This is a genomic window from Chryseobacterium sp. 22458 (assembly GCF_052044975.1).
Taxonomy (GTDB): Bacteria; Bacteroidota; Bacteroidia; order Flavobacteriales; family Weeksellaceae; genus Chryseobacterium.
On record NZ_JBQEOA010000001.1, the window covers coordinates 1,391,957 to 1,416,419 of the forward strand.

The window sequence follows — 24,463 nt, forward strand, 5'->3', positions numbered from 1 at the left end:
TACATATGAAAAGAAGAATCAAACATGTAACGGTTCTTGGTTCAGGAATTATGGGCAGCGGTATTGCAGCTCACTTCGCTAATATCGGCGTTGAAGTGTCACTTTTAGACATTGTTCCTTTTGAACTGACTGAGGCTGAACAGAAAAAAGGTTTGACCAAAGATGATAAGGCAGTAAGAAACAGAATTGCTACCGAAAACTTTGAAAAACTTAAAAAATCAAGTCCTGCACTTCTTTATTCTCCGAAATTTGCAGACAGAATCAAAGTTGGAAATTTTGATGATGATTTACAGAAAATAAAAAATACGGACTGGATTATTGAAGTAGTTGTAGAAAGGCTTGATATTAAAAAATCAGTATACGAAAAGATTGAGCAGTTCAGAAAGCCGGGAACATTAATTTCTTCTAATACATCCGGAATTCCAATTCATTTACTGACAGAAGGGAGAAGCGAAGATTTCAAAAAATATTTTGCCGGTACCCACTTCTTCAATCCGGTAAGATATCTTCCTCTTCTTGAAATTATACCTACCAACGATACAGATCCTGAGATCATAGATTTCTATATGAACTATGGTGCTAAGTTCTTAGGTAAAACAACCGTTTTAGCAAAAGATACTCCGGCATTTATTGCCAACAGAATCGGAGTATTCTCTATGATGGACCTTTTACACAATGTACAGAAGTTAGGCTTAACTGTTTCTGATGTTGATAAATTGACAGGACCAGTCATCGGACGTCCGAAATCTGCTACGTTCAGAACAGCTGATGTTGTAGGTCTTGACACTTTGGTAATGGTAGCCAACGGAGTTCGCCAGAGCGGTGCCGAGGCCAATGATTTTAATGATGTATTTGCTCTTCCTGATTATATCCAGAAAATGATGGATAATAAGTGGTTAGGTTCAAAAACAGAGCAAGGCTTCTATAAAAAAGTAAAAAATGCAGAAGGGAAATCTGAAATCCACGGATTGAATCTTGATACATTAGAATACGAACTTCAGGGAAAATCTTCATTCCCTACCCTGGAATTAACAAAAGCAATCGACAAACCAATCGACAGGTTTAAAGTACTGATCGATGGGAAAGATAAAGCCGGTGAGCTCTACAGAAAGTCTTTAGGGGCACTATTCGCTTATGTTTCGCATAAAGTTCCTGAGATCTCTGACGAAGTTTATAAAATTGACGATGCCATGAGAGCCGGTTTCGGATGGGAAAACGGACCGTTTGAAATCTGGGATGCAGTAGGTGTTCAGAAAGGTATTGAACTGGCTAAAGATGCCGGATATGAAGTTTCAGACTGGGTGAAAAACGTAGAAACTTTCTATAAAGTGAATGATGAAGGACAAAGCATTTACGTTGATAAAAACTCAGGAGAATATAACAAAATCCCAGGACAGGATGCTTTCATTATCCTTGATAACATCAGAAAAAATAAAACGCTTTGGAGTAATTCAGGTGCTGCGATTGAAGATCTGGGTGACGGTATCATCAATTTCGAGATCCGTTCAAAAATGAACTCTCTTGGAGGCGAAGTTCTTGACGGATTAAACAGAGCAATTGATCTTGCTGAAAAAGAATACGATGGACTGGTAGTAGGAAATCAAGGAGCCAACTTCTCTGTAGGAGCCAACCTTGCCATGATCCTTATGATGGCTATTGAGCAGGACTGGGATGATCTGAATATGGCTATCGCCTACTTCCAGAAATCAATGATGAGAGTACGCTACTCTTCTATTCCTGTAGTAGTTGCTCCTCACGGAATGACTTTGGGAGGCGGTTGCGAAATGACCATGCACGCAGACAGAGTGGTTGCAGCAGCAGAAACTTATATCGGTCTTGTAGAAACAGGTGTTGGGGTAATCCCTGGCGGAGGCGGAACGAAAGAGCTTACTCTGAGAACTTCCAGAGAGTTCCACAATGATGATGTTAAAAACAACAGACTTCGTGATGCCTTCATGAATATCGCTATGGGTAAAGTAGCCACTTCAGCCTATGAAGCGTATGATATGGGAATTCTTGAAAAAGGAAAAGATATTGTTTCCGTAAGCAAAAACAGACAGATTGCAGAAGCTAAAAAAGTAGCCAAACTATTGGCAGAACAGGGATATACCCAACCTATTGAACAGAAAGTAAAAGTTCTTGGTAAAGATGCATTAGGAATGTTCTATGTAGGAACAGACCAGATGTTAACAGGAAACTACATTTCCGCACACGATAAGAAGATTGCAGATAAGCTAGCCAACGTAATGGTAGGTGGTAATTTATCTGAACCGACTGTAGTTACCGAACAATACTTATTGAACCTTGAAAGAGAAACATTCCTTCAGCTTTGTGGTGAAAGAAAAACTCTGGAGAGAATTCAGTATATGTTACAAAACGGAAAGCCTTTGAGAAACTAACGGGGAGCTCCGTAGGAGCGAACTGTTAATAGCAGAATAATTTTAAAAGTTGGAGAGCCTCGTAGAGGCGGCCTGTTAATTTATGGCAAATACCTACACTCAGATTTATATTCAAATTGTTTTCGCTGTAAAAGGAAGACAAAATCTGATTTCAAAAGAAAACAGAGAAGAATTACATCGGTTTATTACAGGTATTGTTTCCAATAGAAACCAAAAATTATTCGCAGTTTTTGCAATGCCGGACCATGTCCATATCCTTGTAAGTATTAATCCTGCACTTTCGGTTTCAGATTTAGTAAGAGATATTAAAGCGGGTTCTTCAAAGTTCATCAATGAAAAAGGATGGATCAATGGAAAATTCAATTGGCAGGAAGGGTATGGAGCTTTTTCTTATTCTAAAAGCAGTGTTGATTCTGTTGTAAAATATATTTTAGATCAGGAAGAACATCATAAAAAGAAAAGTTTTAGAGAAGAATATCTGGATTTTATGTCAAAATTTGAGATTGAATATGATCCGAAATATTTATTTGAATGGATTAATGATTAACAGGTCGCTCCTACGGAGCTCCATCAATTGCAAAGCAATACAAACTATGAACAGTTTACCTCTACGAGGCAAAAAATTCTTAAAACAATTTAATTAAACAAAAAAATGAAAACAGCATACATCGTAAAAGGATTCAGATCAGCAGTAGGAAAAGCACCAAAAGGTTCTCTACGCTTTACACGTCCTGACGTAATGGCGGCTACCGTTATTGAAAAATTAATGGCTGAGCTTCCACAACTGGATAAAAACAGAATTGATGACCTTATTGTAGGAAATGCAATGCCTGAGGCGGAGCAAGGATTAAACGTAGCTCGTCTGATCTCCTTAATGGGGTTAAATACAGATAAAGTTCCGGGAGTCACTGTAAACAGATATTGTGCATCAGGAAGTGAGGCTATTGCTATTGCTTCTGCAAAAATTCAGGCAGGAATGGCAGATTGTATCATTGCCGGTGGTACTGAATCTATGTCATACATCCCGATGGGTGGTTATAAGCCGGTTCCTGAAACGGATATCGCAAAAACCAACCCTGACTATTATTGGGGAATGGGTTATACTGCTGAAGAAGTAGCAAAACAATACAATATTTCAAGAGAGGAACAGGATCAGTTTGCTTTTGAATCTCATATGAAAGCTTTAAAGGCTAATCAGGAAGGAAAATTTGCCAATCAGATTGTTCCTATTCCTGTAGAATATAATTTCCTGGATGAAAACCAGAAAATGCAGACTAAAAAGTTTGATTTCTCTGTTGATGAAGGGCCAAGAGCTGATACTTCACTGGCAGGGTTAGCCAAATTAAGACCGGTATTCGCTAACGGAGGAAGCGTAACTGCCGGAAACTCTTCTCAGATGAGTGACGGAGCAGCTTTCGTTATGGTTATGAGTGAGGAAATGGTAAAAGAGCTAGGTCTTGAACCGGAAGCAAGATTGGTAGCTTATGCTGCTGCAGGTCTTGAGCCAAGAATCATGGGAATGGGACCTATCTATGCTATTCCAAAGGCATTGAAACAGGCTGGTTTAGAATTAAAAGATATTGATTTGATCGAGCTTAATGAAGCTTTTGCTTCTCAATCAGTTGCCATCAAGAAAGAATTAGGATTAAACCCTGATATCCTAAACGTAAACGGAGGGGCAATCGCTCTTGGCCACCCACTTGGATGTACAGGAACAAAATTAACCGTTCAGCTTCTTGACGAGATGAGAAGACGTGGCAACAAATACGGAATGGTTTCTATGTGTGTAGGAACCGGACAGGGAGCTGCCAGTATTTTTGAACTTCTTTAAAATAAATTGGGAAGACTGAACTTTCTTTCTTCCCAAATTTTAATTTTTTATGACAAACAAAGTATCTTTTTTTTCTCTTTTTGTGGTCATTCTGGTGAATTCTCAGCAGAAAAAAATGACATATTTTGACAAATCATGGAAAGAAACAACAAAAGATAACGCAGCTTTTTACAGACCTGCTCCTGTTGTATTAAATGATTCCATAGAATTTATCCGGGATTACTTTATCAATGGAAAACTACAGTATCAGGGATATTCTTTGAAAAAAGAAAATTATAAAAAAAGTATTGGTTCAGAATACTGGTATGACAAAAAGGGGTTTGACAACGGTTCAAAATATTCTCAAAGTAGTTTTAAAAATATCAAAGATTTAGAACTTAAATTTTACTATCCAAACGGAAGACTCTGGAAAATTCAGAAACCGGATGGAAGAAAGGCATGGGAAGAAATTTATTTTGAAAATGGAAATCTGAAAAGTAAGGATTCAGTAGATTACCACTCGGATTCAAGAACTTCCGCAACTGAAAAGATATATTGGAACAATAGTAATACCCTCGCCTATGAGAAATTTTACAATACTGAAAAGCAGTTGGTTAAAATAAAAAATTATAAGCAGGATGGAAGCCTGATCAGTGAAATAAATGCTGATAATATTATTGATGGCTATGTAATTAATCATGAATATTTTAAGTATGACATCCTTAATGGCTTTGCCGTTGCTTCTGAAAAGCTTTCATTGAATGATAAAATATCTGTAAATCAAGTAATTGATTTTCCCGGAGCTCATTTTATAGTATATGGTAAATATTCAGATATTCTTCAGAAAAAAGAAGATGAATATACTTTTTATACCTATAAAAGCTGGATTTCAGATGATCAGCGAAAAAACAGGGCGTATACGGAACTGGAAAATGATGATAGAATTTTTAAACTCAAAGATATACAGGACTATTTAGGTGAAAAAAGTTTTCTTTTAGATGTTAGTAAAATTAAAAAACAAACTATTGAGAATTTTAAAAATGAGATCACTAAAAAAGTCTTCAGCTATTATGACAAGGACGAAGAATTATTATATCAATACTTTTTTCCTACCCCTGAAATAATGAGCAAACAAGTATATAAGTTTGAAGATAATGAGGCCAATGGATTTGGATATCATGAGACCGGTAAGGATGACCATGAAAAAAAATGGAGACTCTATTATTCGGAATCCTACCCGGCTTTCATATTTAATTTTCAAACCGATAGACCCATTATATCTTTTAAAGATTCATCAGAAAATTTCTTTATACCTCTTGAGGATGGATATTTATTAAATAATATCAATATAAAGGCAGCAGATAAATCTGACAGTAAGGTTGAACATTATCTCGATGTTCAGAAGCATTATACCATTATAGAAGAAAATGGCAAAAAGAAATTGTATTCAGTATTTGGAAATCCGATCATTTCTGACAGTTATGATGAAATTTTAATGAATGATTATTTTATTATAACTAAAAAAGGTTCCGATTATTCCATTTACGATTCATTTCTTAGTAAATTGAATATCAATAACATAAAAAGTATTTATCTGAAAGGTGACTATATTAATGTTTTATATGAGGGAAAAGTAAGAAGTCTCAATTCATCATTGGAAGATACTTTACCTAAAAAATATTTTTATATGACATGCAGCCAGGATCCAAATACCTATTATAAATTTTCTCCGGCTTATGATAAGAATTCAAAACGAAATGTAATTGTAAGAATAAGAAACAGATGGGATTCTTCTGAAACAGAATCATATGCTCTAAAAAATCTGCCTCAAAAGGCAAAACTAAATTATATCTATAATGATATAAAAGCAGGCAGAAAGGATATTCTACATTATTTTAAATACGATGATTATGATATTGAAGATTTTTTCATAACAGCAGAGTATCAGGGTAAAAAAGGACTTTTCTCTTTTGATAAGGAAAAAAGAAATTTTGTAAGAGACTCAAGAATAACAATTAAAGATAAAGAATTTGAAAAAAAATATTCTGAGATCACCCGGCAGGCACGTTTCAGCAAATATGATAAGGAGGATGAGGATGATCGTAAATTCAGGTATTATGATTTCAATTATGAGCTTGATGCTATTACCCTACTACCAATGCAATATGATGATATTATTTTCAGAGATGAACTGATCATTTTTTACAAAGACAAAAAATACGGAGTTTATAAACTCAGCAAAGAACCAAAATACAAGAAAACAGGAATCCGAAAAGAAAACTTTTTGGAAATAACAAACGAAAAAAATCAGCAAGGCTGGCTTGATCTTGCAACAAACACTGAATATTATAAATAAAAAATAAAAAATAAATATGGCTACACTAAAAGGAGGTGAATTCCTAATCAAACAAATTCCTGCAAACGAAATTTTCAGCATTGAAGAATTAAATGAGGAGCAAAAAATGCTTCGTGATTCTGCAAAAGAATTTATAGACAGAGAGGTTGTGCCTCAAAGAGAGCGTTTCGAAAAGAAAGATTATGCATTTACTGAAGAAACAATGCGTAAACTTGGAGATATGGGTATGCTGGGAATTGCAGTTCCTGAAGAGTACGGAGGTCTTGGAATGGGTTTTGTGACCACAATGCTAGCTTGTGACTACCTATCCGGAACTACAGGTTCATTAGCAACAGCTTATGGAGCACACACCGGAATCGGTACCTTGCCTATCGTTCTTTACGGAACCGAAGAGCAGAAGAAAAAATACCTTCCGGACTTGGCAACAGGAACAAAATTCGGGGCTTACTGTTTAACTGAGCCTGATGCCGGTTCTGATGCAAATTCCGGAAAAACAAGAGCTAAGCTTTCCGAAGACGGAAAACATTACATCATCAACGGACAGAAAATGTGGATTTCCAACGCAGGTTTTGCAGATACATTCACTTTATTCGCTAAAATTGATGACGATAAAAATATCACAGGTTTCGTGATTAACCGTTCTGAACTTGAAAACCCTGAAAGCTTAACTTTCGGTGAAGAAGAACATAAATTGGGAATCCGTGCATCTTCTACCCGTCAGGTTTTCTTCAATGATATGAAAGTTCCTGTAGAGAACCTTTTAGGAGAAAGAAACAATGGTTTCAAAATCGCTCTGAATGCATTGAACGTTGGTCGTATTAAATTAGCTGCTGCTTGTCTGGATGCTCAGAGAAGAATCTTAAACCATTCTATTCAGTATTCTAACGAAAGAAAACAGTTTGGTGTTTCAATCTCTACTTTCGGAGCGATCAGAAAGAAGTTGGCTGAAATGGCAACCGGAGTTTTCGTAAGTGAAGCAGGTTCTTACAGAGCGGCTAAAAACGTTCAGGATAAAATTGATGAACTGGTAGCAGGTGGTATGGATCATCAGGCTGCTGAGCTGAAGGGTGTTGAAGAATTCGCTGTAGAATGTTCTATCCTTAAAGTATTCGTTTCTGATCTTGCACAGCACACTGCTGATGAAGGGATCCAGGTATACGGAGGGATGGGATTCTCTGAAGATACGCCTATGGAAGCAGCATGGAGAGATTCAAGAATTTCAAGAATCTATGAAGGAACTAACGAAATCAACAGACTATTAGCAGTAGGAATGCTGATCAAGAGAGCAATGAAAGGTGAATTGGATCTTTTATCTCCTGCAATGGCAATCAGCAAAGAATTGATGGGTATTCCTTCATTTGAAGTGCCTGATTATTCAGAATTCATGAGTGAAGAGAAAGCGATTATCGCTAATCTTAAGAAAGTATTCCTTATGGTTTCCGGAGCTGCTCTTCAGAAATATATGATGGATATTGAAAAACAACAGCATTTATTACTGAACGCTTCTGAAATCCTTAACCAGATCTACATGGCAGAATCTGCAGTATTAAGAGCTGAGAAACATTTCTCCCCTGAGTCTGTAGAAGCGGCTATGGCTCAGTTAAACCTTTATAAAGCGGTTGAAAAAATCATCGTAGCAGCTAAAGAGGGAATTATTTCTTTCGCTGAAGGAGATGAGCAGAGAATGATGCTTTCCGGATTAAGAAGGTTTACTAAATATACTAACCACCCTAACGTAGTGGCATTAACTGAAAAAGTAGCAGCTCACTATATTGAAAAAGGAGCTTATTAGTCTTTATAACATATATTTGATTCAAAACGTCCCGTTCCTGGGGCGTTTTTTTATGGAATAAAAGTTTCATTTATATCAAAAGCCTCAGTTTTCTTATTTTTTGCCGGAAAGTCAAATATTCTGTATATTCATCTGGCACTATTTTGTAGAACTAATCCCATCAATATGAAAACGATCATTCCCATCCTCATAATTTTGATATTTTCCTCCTGCGGCAGGAATGATGCGAAGAAAAACAATAGTCATCATGATGACCGTAAAGCCTCATGCACCTGCCTGGAAACCATTAAAAAAGATACCACAATCTTTGCCACTGATGTGCGTTTAAAAAAAGAAACGGAAAATAATATACTGGTATTCCACTGTGCATCGGTTCTTACCGGAACAGCGTCGGTAAGCGATATGGGCAGCAATAATGAATATTGTGAAACGATGTATGATATCCAATGTATTTCATCGATTGACAGCCATATGCAGTTATCTGAAAATTTCCAATATTTTACCGGTAAACTGCAATCACAGGATTTGTTTTTTGAAGATTTAAAAAGGGGAAAAGATTATTATTTTGAACTCAGCTCAGCCCCCGACGGAAAGATTATTTCTATTTCAAGACTGAATATCAATTAAAAGCTATATGAAGCCGTTATTTCTAATCTTTATGCTCCTGCCTGTACAATTGCTTTTTGCACAGACAGAAGATATTCCTGAAAATATTCAATCTGATTTTGAGGGAACATGGGTCATTTATGAAAAATATTATACCAATACAATCCTCATAAAATTTGATCATGGGCGTGCATTTATGACAGATATTGGCAGCGGAAAAGCTCCTCCCCTTACATTTCCGGCAACTCTTAAAGGGAATAGGCTGATCATACCTGCCCAACAAAACCGTAACGATTATCTCGAAATGGAAGTGATACACCATAAACTACATGTGCGAATACAGCATGTGCAATGGGATGAAAATGGAAATATCAGGAAAAACACTGTGGAAAATGTTGAAAAAAAGATATTTCAACGTATCAGAAAATAAACTGTAATGAAGGATGACGATGCATTGTCTTTATAAATCATGAATCGCCGGATCACAAAAGATTACAATATTTTTTTTATCTTTAATCTAAAATTACAATACATGAAAATTTTATTATTTCCGCTACTCTTACTTTCTGTTGCTCTTACCGCCCAAAAAAAAGAAGATGCAAAACCCTTTTTCAAAAAAAGAGATACTATAAAAAAATATAATAAGGAACAAGTTCCTCAGGTCTCCGATCTCAATTCTGATAAGAAACAAAAAGACATTTACAAGGCATTAACTATCAAACCAAAGGATACAGCTCTTTATGCAGCTCTAAAAGAACCGGAAAGAGATTATTCAAAATTTAAAATTCTCAATCCTGTTACTCCTGAAAAAGCAAAATTGAATACCGACAAGGCAACAGTGCCTTCCAAATAAACAAATAACCACACTAAAAACTATTAACTATGGGAAAATTTATTATTTCAAAAAGAACGAACGGCGAGTTTCAGTTCAATCTTAAAGCAGGAAACGGACAGGTCATCCTAACCAGCCAGGGATACAGTACCAGGCCTTCCTGCGAAAGTGGAATCGGGTCAGTGAAGGCCAATTCACAGGAAGATGCCAAATTTGAAAGGAATACGGCAAAAGACGGCAGATGTTATTTCAACCTTAAAGCAGGAAACGGACAGATCATCGGAACCAGCCAGATGTATGAATCTGACAATGGTATGGAAAACGGAATAGAATCTGTAAAAAATAATGCACCACATGCTTCTGTAGAAGATGAAACCAGCATGTAAAATCATCTCAAATAATATTCTAAAAATGTCTTATTTTTTTAAGGCATTTTTTATTTTTGTAGTCTATTTTCTTAAAAAAAATGACAAAAGAAGAATTACTGAATAAAGCAATCAAAATAGCGGATAAAGCTCATAAAGGACAGACTGATAAATACCATGCTCCATACATTGCCCACGTAATGCGTGTAATGAATTATGGTAAAACACTGGATGAAAAAATTGTAGGTGTACTACACGATGTTGTAGAAGATCATCCGCAGGAGTTCAGCCTGGATTATTTAAGATCTGAAGGGTTCCCTGAATATATTATTTTCGCCATCAGCTGTCTTACGAAATTTGATCCCGAAGAAGATTATGACGAATTCATCAAAAGAACAGAAAGATCTCTTCTTTCCGTTGCTGTAAAATTGAATGACCTTCGTGATAATATGGACCTCAGAAGAGTCAACAGAGAACTGACTCCTAAGGATATTAAAAGATTCAATAAATACCTGAAAGCCTATCGTTATCTGATAGAGAAATATTAATCCGCACCCGGGAAGTCGTAAGTCTTCACCTGATGATCTGTACCGTCAATATTGATATTTAAGGCAAGATAAACGAAATGCAAATTTTTGTTTCCTTTGGCTTCAAATTCACGCTGCCAAAGATATCCGCTTACAATTCCGAAATAATCATCGATCTGATAGCCGAAACCGCCATACACCCTGTTTCTGGCAAAAGTAGGCTTCATCGGAGATACAAAGAATATTTCGTCGTAGGCATTAGCAAAAACAGTTCCCTTCTTAATGGTTTTAGCGTTTAAAGGAACACTTACGTTCAGACGATAACGGTAACGCATTCTCTGCGATGTCTTGTCTGTTTTGGGCTCATAGAACCAGCTTTTTTCAGCACGGAAACGGTTTTCAAACTTTACGATACCTTTCTTAATATCGATAACATCCTGAAGCCATACCCTGAACTCCTCTCTGCTTAAGCTGTGGTCTTTATAATTGACATATCTTCCAAGTCCCACAAATGGTTTATGATTTTTGGTAAGATTATACCCCAGCCCTCCTTTTATCTCGTAATAATCGGGATAGGTATAATCTTCATTCCCACGCATCTGCCCTTCTGCATAAAGAAAAAATTTAGGATGAAACTTATAGGTCAGGGTCACTGCATTGAAGCTTGAAATATGTTCCTGAGCTTTGAAAAAAGAAATACCAAGTAGTAAACCTAAGCCTAAAAGACGTTTCATAAAAAATTTTTGCAAATGTAATTTTTTTAACAATTTGTTAATATTAAGTTTGCTTAATACTGGATTAACATCTAATTAATATTGATTGTGTAAGAAAAACCAATATGGAACCACCTTTGCGGCATTCCTACCCCAAATGCTTCCGTATATTTTGTATTTGTAAGATTATTAACTAAAACATATACAGAATAATCTTTCTTGCTGAAACTCAGTTTCTCATCAACAAGATTATAGGTTCCGAGATTCACTCTTTCATTGTATCTGTAAACAAGCTCATTTGTAAAGTTTTTCAGGAACTTCACTTCCAGCCTGGAAATAAACTGATGTCTTAAATTATCAAGAATATACCTTGAAACAAGACCATTCGTTTCCTCATATTTGCTGTCGATATAAGTGTATCCCACTGTATATTTCAACCAATCGAGAGGCCTGTGGCTCCATTCTGCTTCAATCCCTTTCGTTTTGATTTCCCCTACATTCTGAGCATACCATATCTTATCATTTATATCTTTTTTCACCCAGTCAATAGAATTGCTGGAATTTCTTAAGAATCCGCTCACTTTAGCCAAAATATTTTTATTCTGGTACTGATAGCCAACTTCAGAGGAAACTGCATTCTCAGGAAGTAAATCCGGATTGCCCTGTTCTGTTCTGCTTACATAATAAAGATCGGTAAAGGTAGGTACACGATGTACTTTAGCAATATTCCCGTAAACCTTACTGTTCGGATTGAAGTTATAGCCCACATCAAGCCCCGGGTAAAAGAAATTGCCTTCTTTAGAGTAATTGGCCCATGAAATTCCCGGACTGATATTTAATTTTTTATCCAGTAATGAGAAATGGTGTTCAAAGAAAACCTGTGAAACAAAACGGTTTCTGTCTCCCAAATTGCTGCTCACCAAAAGCTCCTTTCTCAGCTCAATCCCAATTCCGGTAGTTCCCAATCCCCATTGGTAGCTGGTATTCACTTCTCCACCTACATTGTTTCCGATATGCATATTTCTGTAAAAGCCGGGGTCCCATCTGTCATAAAGGTACATATCCTGCCCTCTTCTCCAATATAGATTAGAATTAAGTTTTAGTTTACCAAAAGTTTGCTGATGAGCCACACTGACAATAGAAGCCTGCGTCTCCTCATACTGTTTTGTGGCAGCACTGGAAGCATAAAACCCATTGGCTCCGAATTTCTTTTCAGAAAAACCTGCCTGAAGCTTCAGGTCTCCATTCTTAATATTCAGTTTTCCCTGGTAAAAAACGTTGCGGATCTCATAATCCGTATTGTACATATACCCTTCCGAAGCATTGGAATTGGCCTGAAGCGTGTTGGAAAACTTTTCATTTCCCATCTGGGCATTGAATCCTAAACTGTAAGAACCATAATCACCGCCTTCTGCACTTATCTTAACCCTTTTTCCGGGTGTTGTTTTAGTAATGATGTTGATAACCCCTGCATAAGCATTCTGCCCGAAACGTCTGGCTGCCGGCCCTTTGATGATCTCAATCTTCTCAACGTCTTCAAGATCTACCGGAACATTCATATTATTATGCCCTGTCTGGGAATCATTCATCCTGATTCCGTTCAGCAATAAGAGAACCTGCTCAAAAGAACTTCCACGGAAACCAATATCACTCTGCACCCCATTGGCTCCTCTCCTTCTGATATCCATTCCCGGTACCTGCTGAAGAATCTCATCAATACTTTTGGCCGGGGAATTCGCAATTTCTTCCTTAGTAATCACGCTGATGTTCTGATTGGCACTTTTATAAGGGGTAGAGATAAATTTCCCTTGAAATTCAATGCTTTCAATATCTGTAGTCTTCTCCTGTGCATTTACCCAAAGTAAAGATCCAAGAAAAAAAGCACTTCCTATCTTTTTGATCATAATCGTTTCCGTAGTTTTCTTTTAACAGGATTCAAAAGTAAGGGAGTTCATCAATACGGGCAAATGATACTTGTCATAAAAAAAGATGCAGTGATATGCTGCATCTTGATTTTGAGGGAGTAATGACTATCTTTTTCTCATTAAATGTGTAACCAGATCTCTGAATAATTTTCTCATTTCTCTATTACATATTTATGAATACAATTTTAAAAATTTTTAAAATATAAAACAATACTCTGATAAAAAATCATAACGAAAGTCTCCTAACCATTTCAAATACAATAAAAATAAATGCAAAAAAATAAATAAGTCTACAAAACACTGTTGTATTTTCCATTTTTCCAGGGTTTATTTCTTCATGAAAATCCTGTTTTCGTTTAGATTCATAAAATTTTAGTCATGAGAGAAGCATATAATTTTCATCAAAAATTCGTAATTTTGTGGGTCTTAATTTGACGATGAAAATATTCTTTTTTCAACTGTATTCCGGAGAGATAAAATCTGAAAACAGATGAAGCTGAGAAGGATACCACAAAGTTCAGTTGATGGCACAGGCCTGGAATTTTCTATGCCCCAAACACCAGTACCGGAAGACCATAATACGTCCGGTTACTTTTATGAATAAACAAAATATGGCTAACACAACAGATATTGATATAAAAAAACAGATTTTCGTTAAGAATGCCCATCTTAACAATCTGAAGCATATAGACGTTCTGATCCCGAAAAACAAACTCATCGTTATCACGGGAGTTTCGGGAAGCGGTAAATCTTCTCTCGCCTTTGATACGATCTATGCGGAAGGACAGAGAAGATACGTTGAAAGTTTAAGTTCCTATGCACGCCAGTTCTTAGGAAAGCTTGAAAAACCTAAAGTGGATGATATTAAAGGGCTTGCCCCTTCTATTGCCATCCAGCAGAAAGTAATTTCTTCCAACCCTAGATCTACTGTGGGAACTTCTACCGAGATCTATGATTATATGAAACTCCTTTTTGCCAGAATCGGGAAAACCTATTCTCCTGTTTCCGGTGAAGAAGTAAAGAAAGATTCGGTTTCTGATGTGGTAGACTTTATTAAAGCTTCTGAAAAAGACACCTCTTTTCTATTGACAGCACCTCTGGAATATGATGCTGAAAACTTTAAGGAAACCTTGAACGTTTTAAAACTGGCAGGTTTTACAAGACTGGAAATCAATGGAAACGTGGCAGGAATTGAAGATCTGGAAAGTTTCGGATTTACCCCTGAAAAAGGAATGGAGATCAATCTTGTCATTGACCGTTTTTCTTACGAAGATGATGAAAGTTTTCTCCAGCGGCTTGCAGATTCTATTCAGATGGCATTTTATGAAGGCCGTGGTTACTGCTCATTAAAGAATGCAGATACAGGGAAAGCAAAAGAATTCTCCAATAAGTTTGAGCTGGACGGAATGGAATTCCTGGAACCGAATGTACATTTTTTCAGCTTCAATAATCCCTATGGTGCCTGCCCTGCCTGTGAAGGATACGGAAAGGTAATCGGTATTGATGAAGACCTTGTGGTTCCCAATAAAACCCTCTCGGTATATGAAGACGCCGTGGTTTGCTGGAAAGGGGAAACCATGAGCGAATGGAAGAAAGATTTCATCAAAAAAGCAGGTGACTTTCCTATTCATAAACCTTATCATCAACTGACCAAAGAGCAGAAAAACTTCCTTTGGAAAGGCGACGGCAGAAGCAATTTTCCTTGTATCAATAATTTCTTCAAAATGCTTGAAGAAAATCTCTATAAAATCCAGTACCGTGTGATGCTTTCCCGCTACAGGGGAAAAACCCTGTGCCCTACCTGTGAAGGCTTGAGACTTCGTGAAGAAACAAGCTGGGTAAAGGTTGACGGACATAATATCCAGTCGATGATTGAGCTTCCGCTTGATGAGCTGGAACCTATGATCAACGGATTAAAGCTTTCCGAACATGATAAGGAAGTAGCCAAAAGATTATTATACGAAATCACTACCCGGCTGGAGTTTCTGCTGAAAGTCGGTCTAGGATATTTAACTTTAAACAGAACTTCCAATACTCTATCCGGAGGAGAAAGCCAAAGAATTAACCTTGCCACGAGCCTGGGAAGTTCTCTGGTGGGATCTATTTATATTCTGGATGAACCCTCCATTGGTCTTCACTCCAAGGATACGGAAAACCTGATCGAAGTATTGAAAAACCTTCGTGACCTGGGCAATACTGTGATTGTGGTAGAACATGATGAAGATGTGATGAGAGCTGCAGATTATATTATTGATATCGGCCCGGAAGCCGGCTACCTTGGTGGTGAGCTTGTATTTGCCGGAGATTATAAAGATCTGAAAAAAGCCAATACCCTTACTTCTGAATATCTTACAGGAAGACTGGAAATAGAAGTTCCGAAGAAACGAAGAAAAGCAAAAGAATGGATCCATATCAAAGGAGCCCGTCAGAATAACCTTAAAAATATTGATGTAGATGTTCCTTTGGAAAATCTGGTAGTCATTTCAGGAGTTTCCGGAAGTGGAAAATCTACCCTGATGAAGGAAATCCTTACCAACGATATTCAGATCCAGCTGGGAATGGGTGGTAAAAAAGGAGATTATGATTCTGTGGAATTCCCGAAGAAGCTGATCAAAAATATCGAACTAATCGATCAGAACCCGATCGGAAAATCATCCCGATCAAATCCGGTGACCTATCTGAAGGCATATGATGACATCCGTGATCTTTTTGCCAAGCAGAAAGTGGCGAAAATGATGGGTTACAAACCTAAACATTTTTCTTTCAACGTAGACGGCGGCCGGTGTGACGAGTGTAAAGGAGAAGGCGTCATCAATGTTTCCATGCAGTTCATGGCAGATATTGAGCTGGAATGTGAAGTCTGCAAAGGAACCCGTTTTAAAAGTGAGATTCTTGAAGTAAAATTTGATGAGAAAAGCATCTCTGATATTCTTCATATGACTGTAGATGAAGCTCTGGCTTTCTTTAAGGATAATAATGAAGAGAAAATCGTAACGAAATTAAAACCGCTTCAGGAAGTAGGATTAGGCTATTTACAGCTTGGGCAAAGCTCTTCTACCCTTTCCGGTGGTGAGGCACAGCGTGTAAAGCTGGCTTCATTCCTTGTAAAAGGTGTAACCACAGATAAAACTTTATTTATCTTTGACGAACCTTCTACAGGACTTCATTTCCATGATATTCAGAAACTGCTGAAATCATTACAGGCCCTGATAGACCTTGGACATTCAGTAATCGTTATCGAACACCAGCCGGATATCATCAAATGTGCCGACTATATCATCGATATTGGTCCGGAAGCCGGTAAACACGGTGGTGAAGTCGTTTTTGCCGGAACCCCTGAGGATCTGACGAAAAATAAAAAGTCTTATACGGCAAAATATATCAAGGAAAAGCTTGAGCAATAATTAAAGTAATCATTTACAACATTATATTAAAAAGCGACTGTTTCAGGCAGTCGTTTTTTTATGGAATAATTGTTAATAGGTCTAAGTCTTGAATTTTCTGGTTTAAAACCCAATCTTAGGCAGGATTTTTGAATAATCAGATAACCATAGATAGCAATATTTATCTTATTTTTAAATATCAAAAAATCAGTTTTATTATGCCATGGAATCCGGAATTATATGATCAATACAAAGATGTACGATACAAACCTTTTTATGATCTGGCAGCATTGATCCAGCCCGAACACTCTATGAAAGCGATTGATTTAGGCTGCGGTACAGGAGAGCAAACCTCTATTTTAGCTGAAAAGCTGAAAGGATCTGTATTTTTAGGGATTGATTCATCTCCTGAAATGCTTGAAAAATCTAAAAAGTATGAAAATGAACATCTGCATTTTACCCTTCAGACCATTGAGGAAGCAGCAGCTTCAAAGCAGCAATGGGATCTCGTTTTCAGTAATGCAGCTTTACAGTGGGCAGATGATCACGAAAAGCTGTTTCCTGAAATTATCGGACTTTTAAAGCCTTCCGGTCAGCTCGCTATCCAAATGCCGGTACAGAATGAAAATGTACTGAATCAGATTCTCATACAGATGGCAGATGAAGAACCTTATGCATCCTATTTACAGCATTTTAAACGCAGTTCTCCTGTACTTTCCATGGATGATTATGCACAGATCCTGTTTGATAATGGAATTCAGGATATAGAGATCTCCCAAAAGGTATATCCCATTATAGCAGATGATCATGAAGCTTTGTATACTTTTATCTCAGGGACTGCATTACTGCCTTACCTGGAACGGTTGAATGAAGAGCAAAAGGAAATATTCATTACGGAATTTAAAGCACGTATAGCCGGAAGGTTTCAAAAATATCCTGCTATTTATGCATTTAAACGTATTCTGATATATGGACGTAAAAAATAATAGGTATTGAAGATAAAACAAGAAGCTATTACTGATTTGTAATAGCTTCTTTCATTATTTGGTTGTCCCAGACAGATATTTACTTTACACTGTATAAAAACGGACTTTGCCTGTAATAGGTTTTGTCTTCAATCTGTAGAACCAGAAATTCTGCCAGGTCTGCAGCACTTATGCTTTCCCCTTTACAATCGGTGAGATTTGCTTCTGTTGTAAAGCTTTCTTCTGTAAGATTGATGAGTGGCAGCCTTACCAATGTCCAATCCAGATCACTTTCCGAAAGGAATTCATACTCTTTCTGTTTGTCTCCTGTAGTTTCAGGATAATTCTGATACATCCAGTCAGTGGCTATTTTTACTCCGGGATTCTTTTGGTCTGCAGGAGTATTTACACTTAAGCCCGTTGTTACAATATACCTTCGGATTCCATGGTCATGCATGGAACGGTTGATATTTTTTGTAGCATCACTGAAGATTGACCTCTCTCCTTTTGGTTGCCCCAGCGTACTTATAACAATGTCACAACCCTCGAGCAACAGGTCAATAGCTTTCTGATCTCTGGCATCTCCTTTTACCCATTCAATAAGAGGGTTTTTAACCATGAAATTTTCGGGATGTCTTAATAATAATTTCACAGGATATTCTTTTCGAAGAAGATGCTGTACAAGATATTTTCCGGATTTTCCGGTTCCGCCGATCACAGCGATTTTATTTGTTTTCATAATGATTCTTTTTAATGATATTCATATTCATCAGAGCCCATCAATCCCGGACAGCAATGAATATGTGATGAAACAATATGGCGTTCATCTTTGAGTTTAAAACAATAGAAAGATACAGCTCAGAAAAGTGAGCCTCAGGATTTCAGGTTTTAAATACAACCTGAACAGTGCAATATGTACTACGAGATTTTAATGCTTTAAAGTTACATTTTTTTCACCAATAAAAAATTTATGATTACGGAAACCTATTTTAAGATTTAAAGTGTTTAACTTCGATAATTATTTTAGTATCAAATCATTATCCAGCATCACCATAATATACACCCATAAATTTAATTAATATGAAACCTTTTATTGTAAACATTCCTGAAGAAGTCATTACTGACCTTAAGACCCGCATCACGAATACAAGATGGCCGGGAGAACCTGAAAATTCCGGATGGAATTACGGCACAAGTGAAAACTACATGAAAGAGCTTGCCGATTACTGGGTCAATGAATATGACTGGTCTTTATATGAAGAACAATTAAACCGCTATCCTCAATATACGGTTGAAATCAACGGAATTCTCATTCACTTCCAGTATATAAAAGGAAAAGGGCCAGATCCCAAACCTTTGATACTTACCCACGGCTGGCCGGACAGCTATTACCGTTTCCATAAGATTATCCCTTTACTGACGGAAGGTGAGCAGAGTTTTGATCTTATAATTCCTTCTATTCCCGGTTTTGGCTTTTCTGATAAAACGGCGGTCAGCAGTACGGAAGTAGCTGCAATCTGGAAAAAGCTGATGACTGAAGTTCTGGGCTATGAAAAATTTTATGCTGCAGGAGGCGATATAGGAATGGGGGTCGTAAAGGCGCTTGCCTCCCAATATCCTGATGTGGTGGAAGCCGTTCATCTTACGGACGTAGGTTATCCGACAGGCCAGGAAGATCCTGCAACGATGAGTGAGGACGAAAAGGAATTCGCACAGTTTGTTCAGCAGTGGTGGTATAGTCAGGGAGCTTATGCAATGGTACAGTCTACGAAGCCTCAATCTATTGCCTACGGATTGAATGACTCCCCTGTCGGACTAGCGGCATGGATCATCAGCTTTGTAAACGCAGGCACACCTCCGGAAATGATAGAAACGGCATGCGGAGGGAAAGATGAAATGCTTACCAATATTATGATCTATTGGGTGACACAAACAATAGGCTCGTCTGCAAGAATGTATAAAGCAGATGCAGAAGCTTTGTGGAGCGACTCACAAAATCCTCAAAAATCCAATGTACCTGCCGGTGTTCTGGTGTTTCCACGTGAAGCGCAATTTCCGAAAGAATGGGCTGAGCGCTTCGTAAATGTGGTGAGTTTCAAAAAAATGGATGAAGGAGGACATTTTGCTGCGTTGGAATTACCGCATATATTTGCTGATGAATTAAGGTCTTTTTTCTATTCGATCAGATAATTAATAATATTCATGAAATACACCCTATTTGCTTTTCTTGCTGCTTCTTTTTTGGTCATTGGCTGTAAAACTCAAAACACCCATAATGAGATCAAAGATTATGACGTAAAACTTGATACACTCACAATGTTTGATCAAAGCAGAAGCAGAAAAATACCTGTGGCCTTTTATACTCCTAAAACTGATAAGCCAATATCTGAGCAGCAGGTGATTATATTCAATCATGGATATGGTTTTAACAAAGGCGGAGATTATTTTGTCTATTCTTACCTGACTGAAAAACTAGCCTCAAAAGGATATTTTACGGTAAGCATTCAGCATGAGCAGACAACTGACCAGCCCTTACCTACTGAAGGCCATTTGCAGACAGTGAGAAGACCTTTCTGGCAGCTGGGCTCTGATAACATTTTGTATGTTTTGAATGAACTGAAAAAAATAAAACCTGAGCTTGATTATAAACACCTTACCCTGATCGGACATTCCAATGGTGGTGATATGGCTGCTCTGTTCGGCAATCAGCATCCTAACCTGGTTTATAAAATCATTACGATGGATAACCGGAGAATGTTCCTGCCCAGAACTTCCCTTCCTAAAATTTATACACTCCGCTCCAATGACTATCCGGCTGATGAAGGTGTATTACCAAATGACGAGGAGAAGAAGAAATACCATATGACTGTACAGCCTACTTTGATCAATCATAGTCATATGGATAATAAAGGAAGTGAAAATGAGAAAGAAATATTGAATAATTTTATTCTGAAATACCTAAGTGAAAGATAATAATCTCTTTGTTCAGGGGTTTTTCTGAAGTTATGTATGAAGCAACACAAAGTTATCCACAAAAAAATGTGGATAACTTGTGAATTTTAACATTAAATTCATATTTCATATTAAAAATATCACTACATTTACTATGTAATAAACATCGAAGTGGAAACTTTATTTGCTTTTCTTACTACTATTGAAATTGCAATTAAATTTGAAATAAAAATTTAAGCACAGCATTGTCGGCTGTGCTTTTTATTGTTGTCTAATTAAAAAAATGAGATGTCTTATCTACTGAATCTGCCTCTAAAGGGCAGATTCTTTTATTACAGATACCGACATTAAAATGATTCATGAATATTTTGTAAATTTATTTTCTTAATGGCCTCATAGTTCAATGGATAGAACAAAAGTTTCCTAAACTTTAGATCCAGGTTCGATTCCTGGTGGGGTTATTTCATAAATTCTTGTAAGCTTTTTATAAAATCTTAAGCGTCATATGTAACGTTTTATCTGATAATTCCGATATTTGCCGATGAATCTGAATGAATAGTAATGGAAGAATTTGAGGTCCCGGTAACTTATAAAGGTAAAGAGTATGTTTTCAATGGAAGACTGGCAACATTCACTTATGGATATAAAATCTATGTGGATGTGAATGGTGTGGAAGTAGTGTTTGAACGTGATGATTCGGGAAACTTGCGGGCAATGCTTCCGGAAAACACCTCAGAAACATCGATAGAAAAAGGGCTTATTGAAGCTATCATTGAGGTGTTTACAGCTCTTTAAATCATATAGATTTGCTTACTCCTTTGTAGAGTCTGCAGGGGGCTATTCAATATTTTTCTGAATGATAAAGATGAGACTGTTTTTTTGATTCGGAATATCATTAAGCTCATCAAATAACTGTAAGCCACATTTTTCGAGCACTTTTATTGAAGCCTGGTTATCAGGTCTTACCACTGCAAAGATCTGATTTTGTCTCAATTCTTCGAATCCATGCCGAATGGTATGTACTCCGATTTCCGTAGCATATCCTTTGTTCCAGAAGTCTTTATCTATGCGGTATCCCAGATTAAGTTTTACCACATCACCATACAACCGATAGTTTAAGCCTCCAAAACCTATAACCAGCTCAGGATTTTCTTTTTCAGAAATTGCCCAGAACCCGAACTGATGTTCTTTCCAGTGCTCTGTTAAAGCATCAAAAGTATTTTTTGCTTTTTCAAAATTCATTGGACCATACGGATTGTAAAGATTGGTCTCCGGATCAGCGTTGATTTCAAAATATCTCTGAAAATCTTTTTGCTCCGGAGTCTTAAAGACTAATCGTTCAGTATATTTCATGAATAAGGAATTTTATCTTTTTAAATATATGATAATTAGTGAAAGAAACCATTCAATTGATATTAAATTTTATTGATAGTAAAATTGTTTTGAAATAAAAATAGAATACTGCTCTATTGCTATGACTGATTCTTTACTCTTTTATTTTTTTGTTTTTTTGCTTTCTTCTTCAATTGCTCCCGGATCATATTAATGTAACCGGTCATAAAGAGAAGACTGCCTGCTGCAATTGATAAATGTATCCAGAAACGGCTTGTAATATTCTCCTGTAAGTAGGCATTATAAGCGGAAGTCCCAAAGAAATATCCTGTTCCAATAATCATTAAGGGAATAATCATATAAAAAGTACTGACAAGCCCGAATGTCTGAAGATTGCCGGTATTCAATGTAAGTGCATAATCTGTAATTCCGACTAATATTAACACTCCGAAGAAAATAAATAATACTTCTCCCACAATCAGCATTGTTCTTACCTGAGTAATAAGCCGGACCTCATCATTGCTTTCATCTACCACTACTTTCACGGTTTCCTGAAGTTTCGGAGCCGCTGAATACTGAAATCCGGTATCAACAACAGCTGTTATTTTTTCTCCACCCTTATTCAAATAGGTGACAATAGGATAATATAATGCTTTTTTGTTCCGCCTGTTCTGCTCTTTTTTATAGTCTATAACACTCGCTTCCTGAGCTTCAGACAAGGTATGATCTTTAGCTGTATGTACCAGATATACGCTTACTGAAACTACAGAAACAACTACCTGATAAAAAATAAAACCCATTACTGCAATGATGATGACTTTCAATAGTTTTTTTATCTGCTTTTCCTTAGTCCACCATTTATAAGAAAGGAACAGGATTATCAGCACGGTAACAATACTTATATAGATCGATTGATATTCTTTAATATGATTTCCAAACATGGTATCTATTTTTGATTAACTTTAAAAAGGGTGAACAACGCTAATCTTCCAAGCACAACCATTAATAGTCCTATAATTAAAAAAGTGGTTGTTACCACTGTAAATCCTTTGCTTAGTCCATACTTCCTGTCATAATACACTGTTACCTCAGATTTTTTGATATTCTTATCAACACTGCTGCTTTTATCTGTAACCTTAATGATATTATTTTTATGATTCAATTGAAAAACAGGATAATATACATAGTTAAATCTCCTGCTCTTCGCACTGTCAATGCCAATAATTTCCGCTTTTATCTTTGTTCCATAGATGATTGGTAAAGAAGACTTATACATTGCAAATAAGATAAAAACTCCTATTAACAGGATAATAACAGCAAAACTTTTTTTTATTATCATTGTTGAATACATTTAAAATTTGTCACCATCTATCATAGTGCTAATCTGTTTTTCTAAAAACAAAATACGCTTTAACAAAAAATATTAAAAGCCCGGCTAAAAATATTGTAATGTATATATTAGGAGCCTGAATTTTAAATTCTGATTTTCCTTTATGCACTTTCACTTCGACCTTTTGGCCAGGTTCATGTGTTTTTCTTTTAAAATTACCTTCCGTTATTTTTATTGATTCAGCATTTTGAAGTCTTATTTTATACTCAAATCTATATTTGCCATATCCTGTATGAGTGCTATCTACTGATACAATATTTCCTTTATAGGATTGCCCCAGATAATTGATCAGATAACTTTCCTGTGTATGAAACAGAATATTTCCGATCAACAATACAATTGCAACGATTAAAACAGCAACAGATGTGCAGCCACCTTGAGTATCATTAGCCATATTGTAAAATTAAGATTAAATGTTTGCTTGTGTCATTATTATTTAAGCAGACATATTTCTATATCGATTTGAATAATAAATTGACGCTATAAAAAATAAGTTGTATAATATATTGATCAGATATCCGTAATTATACCCTTTGGGAAAAAACTCTTTATCAAAAGAATGGCCTGAAATATTTATTATTACTCCAATAACAAATAATCCTAACCAAAAGATGGTAAAGCATCCCGTATTTCCTTTTAAACCATCTATAACCTTCTTATCTTTTATAGAATATGAATAAATATAATTGGGAAGCCATGAAGCTACAGTGAATACCATGGCAAGATTATATGATATAAAAAAAGGAAATAAAGTGAACACCAATAACGCACAAAAAAAATAAATAGCCACAAATTTATTTTTACCCTCCTTTTCATTTTCCTTGTAGATAAACACAGGAATATTCATGAGCAATAAAAAAAACATCACCCAAAAGTTGAAGAATGAAGATTTCTCAACAGTTCTATTTTCCAGAAACATATACATATTAAAAACCACCCATAGGAAATTGATTCCCATCTGCATCAGCACAGGCCGGGTCAAAGGCATCGCCTTCGCTTTATTATTCTGATATTGTTCCTGAATATTTTTGAGTTCTTGCTGCAGCTTTTTATTAAATATCTTTGCCACTTAAGTTTGCGTTTATCATCAAAATTTAAGCTTTTTTTAAACTATTT

General features: G+C 36.4%; 23 protein-coding genes and 1 tRNA gene. 16 read left to right on the plus strand and 8 right to left on the minus strand.

Annotated features, from left to right (window positions below; all coding sequences use genetic code 11):
• The first annotated feature begins 5 nt into the window (after nt 1-5).
• The 10 genes from ACTJJF_RS06185 (at nt 6) to ACTJJF_RS06230 (ending at nt 10,708) form a co-directional block, all read left to right on the plus strand.
• Nucleotides 6-2,399 (plus strand): 3-hydroxyacyl-CoA dehydrogenase/enoyl-CoA hydratase family protein, encoded by a 2,394-nt coding sequence (locus ACTJJF_RS06185; RefSeq protein ID WP_440699050.1) that lies wholly within the window; start codon nt 6-8, stop codon nt 2,397-2,399.
• Nucleotides 2,400-2,481: 82 nt separating this feature from the next.
• A complete protein-coding gene (gene tnpA / locus ACTJJF_RS06190; protein ID WP_440699051.1) occupies nt 2,482-2,946 on the plus strand; it encodes an IS200/IS605 family transposase in 465 nt (154 codons plus the stop codon).
• 105 nt (nt 2,947-3,051) lie between these two features.
• Nucleotides 3,052-4,230: a thiolase family protein gene (locus ACTJJF_RS06195; RefSeq protein ID WP_212651349.1), complete on the plus strand. Its 1,179-nt coding sequence runs from the start codon at nt 3,052-3,054 to the stop codon at nt 4,228-4,230.
• 49 nt (nt 4,231-4,279) lie between these two features.
• The gene (locus tag ACTJJF_RS06200) at nt 4,280-6,565 is read left to right on the plus strand and encodes a hypothetical protein (RefSeq protein ID WP_440699052.1); all 2,286 of its coding nucleotides are present in this window, start codon (nt 4,280-4,282) and stop codon (nt 6,563-6,565) included.
• A 16-nt stretch (nt 6,566-6,581) separates the two neighbouring features.
• Nucleotides 6,582-8,357 carry an acyl-CoA dehydrogenase family protein gene (locus tag ACTJJF_RS06205; protein WP_440699053.1) on the plus strand — a complete coding sequence of 592 codons (1,776 nt, stop codon included), beginning with the start codon at nt 6,582-6,584 and terminating at the stop codon, nt 8,355-8,357.
• A gap of 165 nt (nt 8,358-8,522) precedes the next feature.
• Entirely contained in the window at nt 8,523-8,984 is a 462-nt protein-coding gene (locus ACTJJF_RS06210) for a hypothetical protein (RefSeq protein WP_440699054.1), read from the plus strand.
• A 7-nt stretch (nt 8,985-8,991) separates the two neighbouring features.
• The gene (locus ACTJJF_RS06215; protein WP_440699055.1) at nt 8,992-9,393 is read left to right on the plus strand and encodes a DUF6705 family protein; all 402 of its coding nucleotides are present in this window, start codon (nt 8,992-8,994) and stop codon (nt 9,391-9,393) included.
• Nucleotides 9,394-9,495: 102 nt separating this feature from the next.
• Nucleotides 9,496-9,816, plus strand: coding sequence for a hypothetical protein (locus ACTJJF_RS06220; protein ID WP_312301719.1), 321 nt, complete (start codon nt 9,496-9,498; stop codon nt 9,814-9,816).
• A 29-nt stretch (nt 9,817-9,845) separates the two neighbouring features.
• Nucleotides 9,846-10,181 (plus strand): YegP family protein, encoded by a 336-nt coding sequence (locus tag ACTJJF_RS06225; RefSeq protein WP_440699056.1) that lies wholly within the window; start codon nt 9,846-9,848, stop codon nt 10,179-10,181.
• An 80-nt stretch (nt 10,182-10,261) separates the two neighbouring features.
• The gene (locus tag ACTJJF_RS06230; protein ID WP_129036471.1) at nt 10,262-10,708 is read left to right on the plus strand and encodes a phosphohydrolase; all 447 of its coding nucleotides are present in this window, start codon (nt 10,262-10,264) and stop codon (nt 10,706-10,708) included.
• Here ACTJJF_RS06230 and ACTJJF_RS06235 read toward each other — a convergent pair.
• On the minus strand, nt 10,705-11,421 hold the full coding sequence (locus tag ACTJJF_RS06235) for a DUF2490 domain-containing protein (RefSeq protein ID WP_312301714.1): 717 nt from the start codon (nt 11,419-11,421) through the stop codon (nt 10,705-10,707). The two genes, ACTJJF_RS06230 and ACTJJF_RS06235, sit on opposite strands and share 4 nt — an antisense overlap.
• A 71-nt stretch (nt 11,422-11,492) precedes the next feature.
• On the minus strand, nt 11,493-13,304 hold the full coding sequence (locus tag ACTJJF_RS06240) for a TonB-dependent receptor plug domain-containing protein (RefSeq protein ID WP_440699057.1): 1,812 nt from the start codon (nt 13,302-13,304) through the stop codon (nt 11,493-11,495).
• Nucleotides 13,305-13,936: 632 nt separating this feature from the next.
• On the opposite strand from ACTJJF_RS06240, the gene uvrA reads away from it, so the two are divergent.
• Nucleotides 13,937-16,729 (plus strand): excinuclease ABC subunit UvrA, encoded by a 2,793-nt coding sequence (gene uvrA / locus ACTJJF_RS06245; RefSeq protein ID WP_440699058.1) that lies wholly within the window; start codon nt 13,937-13,939, stop codon nt 16,727-16,729.
• Nucleotides 16,730-16,926: 197 nt separating this feature from the next.
• The gene (locus tag ACTJJF_RS06250; protein WP_440699059.1) at nt 16,927-17,694 is read left to right on the plus strand and encodes a methyltransferase domain-containing protein; all 768 of its coding nucleotides are present in this window, start codon (nt 16,927-16,929) and stop codon (nt 17,692-17,694) included.
• A 79-nt stretch (nt 17,695-17,773) separates the two neighbouring features.
• Here ACTJJF_RS06250 and ACTJJF_RS06255 read toward each other — a convergent pair whose 3' ends face one another.
• The gene (locus tag ACTJJF_RS06255) at nt 17,774-18,412 is read right to left on the minus strand and encodes an NAD(P)-dependent oxidoreductase (protein ID WP_440699060.1); all 639 of its coding nucleotides are present in this window, start codon (nt 18,410-18,412) and stop codon (nt 17,774-17,776) included.
• A 341-nt stretch (nt 18,413-18,753) separates the two neighbouring features.
• Here ACTJJF_RS06255 and ACTJJF_RS06260 point away from each other — a divergent pair, with 341 nt between their 5' ends.
• The 4 genes from ACTJJF_RS06260 (at nt 18,754) to ACTJJF_RS06275 (ending at nt 21,420) form a co-directional block, all read left to right on the plus strand.
• Nucleotides 18,754-19,863, plus strand: coding sequence for an epoxide hydrolase family protein (locus ACTJJF_RS06260; protein WP_440699061.1), 1,110 nt, complete (start codon nt 18,754-18,756; stop codon nt 19,861-19,863).
• 12 nt (nt 19,864-19,875) lie between these two features.
• A complete protein-coding gene (locus ACTJJF_RS06265; protein WP_440699062.1) occupies nt 19,876-20,646 on the plus strand; it encodes an alpha/beta fold hydrolase in 771 nt (256 codons plus the stop codon).
• Nucleotides 20,647-21,014: 368 nt separating this feature from the next.
• Nucleotides 21,015-21,086, plus strand: a tRNA-Arg gene (locus ACTJJF_RS06270).
• Nucleotides 21,087-21,186: 100 nt separating this feature from the next.
• Nucleotides 21,187-21,420: a hypothetical protein gene (locus ACTJJF_RS06275; protein WP_440699063.1), complete on the plus strand. Its 234-nt coding sequence runs from the start codon at nt 21,187-21,189 to the stop codon at nt 21,418-21,420.
• A gap of 42 nt (nt 21,421-21,462) precedes the next feature.
• Here the strand turns inward: ACTJJF_RS06275 and ACTJJF_RS06280 are convergent, their stop codons facing one another.
• The 5 genes from ACTJJF_RS06280 to ACTJJF_RS06300 form a co-directional block, all read right to left on the minus strand.
• On the minus strand, nt 21,463-21,978 hold the full coding sequence (locus tag ACTJJF_RS06280; RefSeq protein ID WP_440699064.1) for a GNAT family N-acetyltransferase: 516 nt from the start codon (nt 21,976-21,978) through the stop codon (nt 21,463-21,465).
• Between the two features lie 119 nt (nt 21,979-22,097).
• Nucleotides 22,098-22,898 carry a hypothetical protein gene (locus ACTJJF_RS06285; protein WP_440699065.1) on the minus strand — a complete coding sequence of 267 codons (801 nt, stop codon included), beginning with the start codon at nt 22,896-22,898 and terminating at the stop codon, nt 22,098-22,100.
• A gap of 5 nt (nt 22,899-22,903) precedes the next feature.
• A complete protein-coding gene (locus ACTJJF_RS06290) occupies nt 22,904-23,296 on the minus strand; it encodes a hypothetical protein (RefSeq protein WP_440699066.1) in 393 nt (130 codons plus the stop codon).
• Nucleotides 23,297-23,336: 40 nt separating this feature from the next.
• The gene (locus ACTJJF_RS06295; protein WP_440699067.1) at nt 23,337-23,741 is read right to left on the minus strand and encodes a hypothetical protein; all 405 of its coding nucleotides are present in this window, start codon (nt 23,739-23,741) and stop codon (nt 23,337-23,339) included.
• A 42-nt stretch (nt 23,742-23,783) separates the two neighbouring features.
• On the minus strand, nt 23,784-24,416 hold the full coding sequence (locus tag ACTJJF_RS06300) for a hypothetical protein (protein ID WP_440699068.1): 633 nt from the start codon (nt 24,414-24,416) through the stop codon (nt 23,784-23,786).
• Nucleotides 24,417-24,463 lie beyond the last annotated feature (47 nt).

Excerpts from the sequence above, each read along its gene's own strand:
- tnpA (WP_440699051.1), top strand. The coding sequence starts at position 2,482 with ATGGCAAATACCTACACTCAGATTTATATTCAAATTGTTTTCGCTGTA.
- ACTJJF_RS06275 (WP_440699063.1), top strand. The coding sequence starts at position 21,187 with ATGGAAGAATTTGAGGTCCCGGTAACTTATAAAGGTAAAGAGTATGTT.
- ACTJJF_RS06220 (WP_312301719.1), top strand. The coding sequence starts at position 9,496 with ATGAAAATTTTATTATTTCCGCTACTCTTACTTTCTGTTGCTCTTACC.
- ACTJJF_RS06185 (WP_440699050.1), top strand. The coding sequence starts at position 6 with ATGAAAAGAAGAATCAAACATGTAACGGTTCTTGGTTCAGGAATTATG.
- ACTJJF_RS06250 (WP_440699059.1), top strand. The coding sequence starts at position 16,927 with ATGCCATGGAATCCGGAATTATATGATCAATACAAAGATGTACGATAC.
- ACTJJF_RS06205 (WP_440699053.1), top strand. The coding sequence starts at position 6,582 with ATGGCTACACTAAAAGGAGGTGAATTCCTAATCAAACAAATTCCTGCA.
- ACTJJF_RS06225 (WP_440699056.1), top strand. The coding sequence starts at position 9,846 with ATGGGAAAATTTATTATTTCAAAAAGAACGAACGGCGAGTTTCAGTTC.
- ACTJJF_RS06290 (WP_440699066.1), bottom strand. The coding sequence starts at position 23,296 with ATGATAATAAAAAAAAGTTTTGCTGTTATTATCCTGTTAATAGGAGTT.
- ACTJJF_RS06240 (WP_440699057.1), bottom strand. The coding sequence starts at position 13,304 with ATGATCAAAAAGATAGGAAGTGCTTTTTTTCTTGGATCTTTACTTTGG.
- ACTJJF_RS06230 (WP_129036471.1), top strand. The coding sequence starts at position 10,262 with ATGACAAAAGAAGAATTACTGAATAAAGCAATCAAAATAGCGGATAAA.
- ACTJJF_RS06295 (WP_440699067.1), bottom strand. The coding sequence starts at position 23,741 with ATGGCTAATGATACTCAAGGTGGCTGCACATCTGTTGCTGTTTTAATC.
- ACTJJF_RS06210 (WP_440699054.1), top strand. The coding sequence starts at position 8,523 with ATGAAAACGATCATTCCCATCCTCATAATTTTGATATTTTCCTCCTGC.
- ACTJJF_RS06195 (WP_212651349.1), top strand. The coding sequence starts at position 3,052 with ATGAAAACAGCATACATCGTAAAAGGATTCAGATCAGCAGTAGGAAAA.
- ACTJJF_RS06215 (WP_440699055.1), top strand. The coding sequence starts at position 8,992 with ATGAAGCCGTTATTTCTAATCTTTATGCTCCTGCCTGTACAATTGCTT.
- ACTJJF_RS06235 (WP_312301714.1), bottom strand. The coding sequence starts at position 11,421 with ATGAAACGTCTTTTAGGCTTAGGTTTACTACTTGGTATTTCTTTTTTC.
- ACTJJF_RS06280 (WP_440699064.1), bottom strand. The coding sequence starts at position 21,978 with ATGAAATATACTGAACGATTAGTCTTTAAGACTCCGGAGCAAAAAGAT.
- ACTJJF_RS06265 (WP_440699062.1), top strand. The coding sequence starts at position 19,876 with ATGAAATACACCCTATTTGCTTTTCTTGCTGCTTCTTTTTTGGTCATT.
- ACTJJF_RS06200 (WP_440699052.1), top strand. The coding sequence starts at position 4,280 with ATGACAAACAAAGTATCTTTTTTTTCTCTTTTTGTGGTCATTCTGGTG.
- ACTJJF_RS06255 (WP_440699060.1), bottom strand. The coding sequence starts at position 18,412 with ATGAAAACAAATAAAATCGCTGTGATCGGCGGAACCGGAAAATCCGGA.
- ACTJJF_RS06260 (WP_440699061.1), top strand. The coding sequence starts at position 18,754 with ATGAAACCTTTTATTGTAAACATTCCTGAAGAAGTCATTACTGACCTT.
- uvrA (WP_440699058.1), top strand. The coding sequence starts at position 13,937 with ATGGCTAACACAACAGATATTGATATAAAAAAACAGATTTTCGTTAAG.
- ACTJJF_RS06285 (WP_440699065.1), bottom strand. The coding sequence starts at position 22,898 with ATGTTTGGAAATCATATTAAAGAATATCAATCGATCTATATAAGTATT.